Below are 5,629 nucleotides of genomic sequence, written 5' to 3' on the forward strand. Positions count from 1 at the left end.
CGCGCTCGTCGATGATCCGGCCCAGCGGGCGGAAGTCGTCGCCCAGTGCGGTGATGTCCAGCGCGCGTTCGGTTGCCTCGCGGGTGAGGGCGTCGCGCAGCGGCGTGCCCGGATTGACGAACGATGCGCCCGGCAACTGCACGCCCATGGCTTCCAGCAGCACCTGGTTGGAGTTGGCCGTGCCGTAGAAGGTGCAGGTGCCCGCACCGTGGTACGACGCGGACTCGGCTTCCAGCAGCTCTTCGCGGGTGGCCTCACCGGCGGCGTAGCGCTCGCGCACTTCGGCCTTCTGCTTGTTCGGGATGCCCGGGGTCATCGGGCCGGCCGGTACGAACACCGCCGGCAGATGGCCGAAGGCCAGCGCACCGATCAGCAGGCCCGGCACGATCTTGTCGCACACGCCGAGGTAGACGGTGGTATCGAACATGTCATGGCTGAGGCCGATGGCCGTGGCCTGGGCAATGACATCGCGCGAGAACAGCGACAGCTCCATGCCACCACGGCCCTGGGTGACACCGTCGCACATCGCAGGGACGCCGCCGGCGACCTGTGCGGTGGCGCCCAGCTCGCGGGCGATGTCGCGGATCTGTTCGGGATAGGTCTCGAACGGCTGGTGGGCCGACAGCATGTCGTTGTAGGCGGTGATGATGCCCAGGTTCGGCGTCACGCCGCCGCGCAGGCGGCTCTTGTCGGTGCCGCCGCAGGCGGCGAACCCGTGGGCGAGGTTGCCGCAACTCAGGCGGCTGCGGAACGGGCCCTCACGCAGGGAGGCATCGATCGCGGCCAGATAGGCGGCGCGCGAGGCGGCGCTGCGGCGGATGACGCGCTCAGTGATGGCTTGCAGTTGAGGATGGAGGCTCATTGGCTACCGGCGTTCATGGTGGCGAGAGGCAAGCGGCGGCACGGCGCCGCCGCCGACATCAATCAGCCCAGTGGACGCGCAGGCGCGCGCCTTCCAGGTTGATCGCATTGAGGATCGGGTACTGCTGGGCGTCGTTGCTGTCCAGCGCCTGGCGCAGTACCTGCAGCTTCTGCTTGCCACGCAGCAGCAGCAGGCGCTGGCGGCACTGGCGCAGGCCGTGCGGGGTCAGCGTGATGCGCAGCGGCCACTGGTTCGCGCCTGGGCAGCCGGTGGCATCCAGCGCGGCATAGGGCAGGGTGCTTTCCAGTGCGCGTGCGAGGTCTTTCGAGCCAGGGAACAGCGAGGCGGTGTGCCCGTCGTTGCCCATGCCCAGCGCTACCAGGCTCGGCGGCTGGCTGTGCTGCGCCTGCAGGTTGGCGGTGTACACGCATTCGGGCAGTGGCTTGCCGATCCGTACCAGCGGATCGAAGTGGGCGCCCTCGGTGCGCTTGAGCAGGTGCTCGCGCACCAGCCAGGCGTTGCTGTCGCGATCCTGCGGCGACAGCCAGCGCTCGTCGGCCAGGCTCACTTCAACCCGGTCCCAGTGCACGTCCAGCTCGGCCAGTGCCTGGTAGACCGGGGCCGGCGTGGTGCCGCCGGACAACAGGATGCGGGCGCGGCCCACTTCATTGATGTCGTGGTTGAGGGTGCGTGCCATCTCAGCGGCCACCGCTTCGATCCAGCCGTCGGCGTCGCCGTGCTGGATGAACTCGATGCGGTTGTCGTGGAAGCTGGGGTTCATGCGGCAACTCCTGGTGCGTCACGTTCGGCGTCGGTGGCATAGGCGGCGGCGCCCAGCAGTCCGGCGTGGGGATGCATCACCGCCAACGAGGGTACGCGCGCCATGATCGAGGAGAAGCGGCCCTTGTGTTCGAAGCGCTGGCGGAAACCGGAGTGCTGCAGCGAATCGAGCATCTTCGGGGTCAGGCCTCCGGTCAGGAACACGCCATCCCAGGCGCCCTGGGTGAGCACCAGGTCACCGGCGATGGCGCCGAACACGGCGCAGAACACGTCCACGGTGCGCATTGCCTGCGGATCACCGTGCAGGGCACGGGCGGTCACGTCCACCGGCTGCAGCTGGCCCGGGTCGATACCGGCCATCTCGCACACGGCGCGGTGGATGTTGACCAGGCCGGGGCCACAGATCAGACGCTCGTTGGAGACGCGGCCGAACTGTTCGGACAGGATCTCGAGGATGCGGATCTCTTCCGGAGTTCCCGGCGGGAAACTGACATGGCCGCCTTCGGTTTCCAGGGGATAGCAGCGGCCGTGGCGCATGATCAGGCCGCCCACGCCGAGGCCGGTACCCGGCCCGATCACTGCGTAGTTGCGCGGCTGGCCCGGCTTGCCCGGAACCCAGGCGGCACCGCCGACCTGGACCACGTCCTCGGGCTGCAGCAGTGAGATCGCCATCGCCTGTGCGGCAAAGTCGTTGATCAGGTGCAGTTCGTCGAAACCGAGCATCGCTGCGGTGCGGTTGCGCGAGATCACCCACGGATGGTTGGTGATGCGCGCTTCATCGCCATCAACGCGACCGGCCACTGCGAACACGCCGCGGCTTGCGCTGGCGCCGATCTGTTCCAGGTGGTGGCGCGCGGCATCACCCAGCGAAGGGAACTCCGCCACCGCGTATTCGCGGATGCTGTCCTTCCGCAGCGGCGCGTCCTGCGAGGTATCGGCCAGGGCGAAGCGGGCGTTGGTGCCGCCGATGTCGGCCACCAGCACCGGCTGCGAGCTGGCGCTCATGCCGACGCTCCGCTGTCCGGTGCGTCCACGCCCTGCGGCAGGAACTCGCCGGCATTGCTCGGGCCCCATTGGCCGGCGGGGTAGGGCTCCAGCGGCAGCTTGGCGTCCTTCCACGCGTCGGCGACGCTGTCGATCCAGGCCCACGCTGCACGCACTTCGTCGTCGCGCACGAACAGCGTGTGATTGCCATTGAAGGCATCCAGGAACAGGCGCTCGTAAGCGATGCGGCGATGCAGGCCGGTTGGCACTGACAGTTCCAGTTCCAGCGGATGCAGTTCCAGCGCGCCCCATTCCGGGCCGGCCAGGCTGCTCATCAGGCCCAGTTCGATGTTTTCCTGCGGCTGCAGCTGGAACACCAGGCGGTTCGGTGCGGCCTGCGCGCGCTGCGGGCGCTCGAACAGCCAATGGGTGACCGGCTTCAGCGTGACCACCACGCGGGTGGTGCGCTCGGGCAGGCGCTTGCCGGTGACCAGATGGAACGGCACGCCGCTCCAGCGCCAGTTGTCGATATGCGCGGTGACACCGGCGAAGGTTTCCACGTCGCTGCCTTCCGGCGGCTGGTAAGCCTGCGCCGGCTGGCCGTTGATGGTGCCGGCGGTGTAGCGGCCGCGGATGCTGTCACGCGCGGCGTGCTTCGCGTCGAGCGGGCGAAGGGCGCGCAGCACCTTGACCTTCTCGTCGCGGATGCGGTCGGCTTCCAGCGACGCCGGCGGCTCCATCGCCACCATGCACAGCAGCTGCAGGATGTGGCTCTGCACCATGTCGCGCAGCGCGCCGGAGCGGGCGTAGTAGGCGTCACGGCCGTCCACGCCTTCGCTCTCGGCCACCAGGATGTGCACCGATTCGATGTAGTTGCGGTTCCACACCGCTTCCAGCAGCGTATTGCCGAAGCGCAGCGCGATCAGGTTCTGCACTGCCGCCTTGCCCAGGTAGTGGTCGAGGCGGAACACGCGGTCCTCGTCGATCCACTGGCCGATGGTGCTGATGATTTCCTCGGCGCTCTCGCTGTCGCTGCCGATCGGCTTCTCCAGCATCAGGCGTGCCGGCGCGGCGAGGGCGCCGCCCTTGGCCAGGCCTTCGCAGGTGGAAATGTACAGGCCCGGCGGAATGGCGAGGTAGCTGACGCACTTGCGGTGCACCAGGTCGGAGACCGCAGCGGCAACCGAGTCGACGTCGCGCAGGTCCACCGAACGGTAGTCGATGCGGCGCAGCAGGGCAGCGATGTCGTCCTGCGTGGCCATCGGCATGGCCTGCTGCAGGCGCGGCCGCAGGATGTCATGGAAGGCTTCGGTGTCATGCCCGGACAGGGCCAGTGCGCGGATGCGGAAGTCCTCCGGCAGCAGGCCGTCGCCAAGCAGGCGAAGCAGCGAAGGGAACAGGTAGCGCTGGGCCAGATCACCTGTGGCACCGAACAGGAAGAGGGTGTCGTGCATCGCTCGAGTTTCAGATCCGGGTGACATCGTTGTCAATCGCTTCATGGCTGGGTTCGGGGGACATCCGCGCAACTGCCTGTCCGAGGTTCGTCAGGGGCGATCTCCGGGGTTGCGGAAGACCGTTCCATTCGAAACCACTACCTCGGCGGAACCTTCGTTCAACCGCCGACGCAGATCGGTGCGCACCGATCATCGGATAGTGCCACGTGAAAACGTTTACATGGCAGAATGGGCAACTGTATTCGATTGCAGTGCTCGCCGTCATGCGGCAGGCGCGCAATCATCACTGCCATCGGGAGGGCCGAGGCAGTCCCAAAAGACAGCCCGGCTTCGGGCGGACCGGATAGGTGATATGGCAAAAGTGCAGTTGCAGGGTGTGCGCAAGGTCTATGACAACGGCCAGGTCGCGGTGAAGGACGCCACCTTCGAGGTCGCCGATGGCGAGCTGATGGTGCTGGTCGGTCCGTCCGGCTGTGGCAAGTCGACCCTGTTGCGGATGGTGGCGGGCCTGGAAGAGATCAGCGGTGGCACGCTGACCATTGGTGATCGCGTGGTCAACGACGTGGCGCCAAAGGATCGCGATATCGCCATGGTGTTCCAGAGCTACGCGTTGTATCCGCACATGACCGTGGCCGAGAACCTGGCCTTCGGCCTGAAGCTGCGCGGGCATGACAAGGCAACCATCGACAAGCGCATCGCCGAAGCCGCGCAGACGCTGGGCCTGACCGAGATGATGGACAAGCTGCCCAAGGCGATGTCCGGTGGCCAGCGTCAGCGCGTGGCACTGGGCCGGGCGCTGGTGCGCGAGCCGGCGGTGTTCCTGCTCGACGAGCCGCTGTCCAACCTCGACGCCAAGCTGCGCCACAGCGTGCGCACCGAGATCGCGCAGCTGCACCGCAAGCTGGGCACCACCATGATCTACGTGACGCACGACCAGGTTGAAGCGATGACCCTGGGCCAGCGCATCGTGGTGCTGAAGGACGGCATCATCCAGCAGATCGATACGCCGATGGCGCTCTACGACCGCCCGGCCAACCTGTTCGTGGCCGGTTTCCTCGGCAGCCCGGCGATGAACGTGCTGCGCGGCACGCTGCAGGGCGATGCCGGCGGCGTGAGCGTGGTCGACGGCGAATGGCGTGCCCCCCTGGGCCAGGCGACGATCGATCCGGCATGGCTGCAGAAGCCGATCGCGGTGGGCGTGCGCCCGGAGCACCTGCAGCCGGCGGCTGCCGATGATGCGCATGCATTCACCGCGCGCATCGAAGGCATCGAACCGGTCGGCAACGAGATCTTCGTCAACATGAGCAGTGGCCAGCACGCGCTGACCATGCGCGTGGCACCACAGTCGCTGCCAGCAGTGGGCGAGCAGATCCGCGTGGCGATTCACCCGCAGGGCCTGCATTTCTTCAACGCAGAGAGCGGCGAGCGGCTCTGATTCTGTAGAGCCGAGCCCATGCTCGGCTACTTCGTTGCAGTGCGGACCAACGGTCCGCACCCACCGGGTCGGTCAGTAGATCCACGCCATGCGTGGATGAGGGCGCGTCAGATT

Annotated in this window: 5 protein-coding genes; 1 reads left to right on the plus strand and 4 read right to left on the minus strand. The window is 67.4% G+C overall.

The features are described 5' to 3' along the window. The 4 genes from ABGA94_RS12740 to zwf all read right to left on the minus strand — a co-directional run. Positions 1-862, minus strand: an 862-nt coding sequence (locus tag ABGA94_RS12740) for a dihydroxy-acid dehydratase (protein WP_375367447.1), incomplete at its 3' end; no start/stop codon positions are given. Positions 863-920: 58 nt separating this feature from the next. After that, entirely contained in the window at positions 921-1,643 is a 723-nt protein-coding gene (gene pgl, locus ABGA94_RS12745; RefSeq protein ID WP_134955470.1) for a 6-phosphogluconolactonase, read from the minus strand. Continuing rightward, entirely contained in the window at positions 1,640-2,647 is a 1,008-nt protein-coding gene (glk, locus tag ABGA94_RS12750; protein WP_005416128.1) for a glucokinase, read from the minus strand. Before glk ends, pgl begins: the two co-directional genes overlap by 4 nt. After that, entirely contained in the window at positions 2,644-4,080 is a 1,437-nt protein-coding gene (zwf, locus tag ABGA94_RS12755; protein ID WP_005416129.1) for a glucose-6-phosphate dehydrogenase, read from the minus strand. Before zwf ends, glk begins: the two co-directional genes overlap by 4 nt. A gap of 352 nt (positions 4,081-4,432) precedes the next feature. Between zwf and ABGA94_RS12760 the strand changes: the two genes are divergently transcribed. Continuing rightward, positions 4,433-5,515, plus strand: coding sequence for an ABC transporter ATP-binding protein (locus tag ABGA94_RS12760; RefSeq protein ID WP_065179413.1), 1,083 nt, complete (start codon positions 4,433-4,435; stop codon positions 5,513-5,515). Positions 5,516-5,629 lie beyond the last annotated feature (114 nt).

The organism is Stenotrophomonas sp. 3diitr2024, assembly GCF_042136455.1.
Lineage (GTDB): Bacteria > Pseudomonadota > Gammaproteobacteria > Xanthomonadales > Xanthomonadaceae > Stenotrophomonas > Stenotrophomonas sepilia.

What these genes read in the sequence shown, in the direction of transcription:
- pgl (WP_134955470.1), bottom strand. Translation starts at nt 1,643, where the DNA reads ATGAACCCCAGCTTCCACGACAACCGCATCGAGTTCATCCAGCACGGC.
- glk (WP_005416128.1), bottom strand. Translation starts at nt 2,647, where the DNA reads ATGAGCGCCAGCTCGCAGCCGGTGCTGGTGGCCGACATCGGCGGCACC.
- zwf (WP_005416129.1), bottom strand. Translation starts at nt 4,080, where the DNA reads ATGCACGACACCCTCTTCCTGTTCGGTGCCACAGGTGATCTGGCCCAG.
- ABGA94_RS12760 (WP_065179413.1), top strand. Translation starts at nt 4,433, where the DNA reads ATGGCAAAAGTGCAGTTGCAGGGTGTGCGCAAGGTCTATGACAACGGC.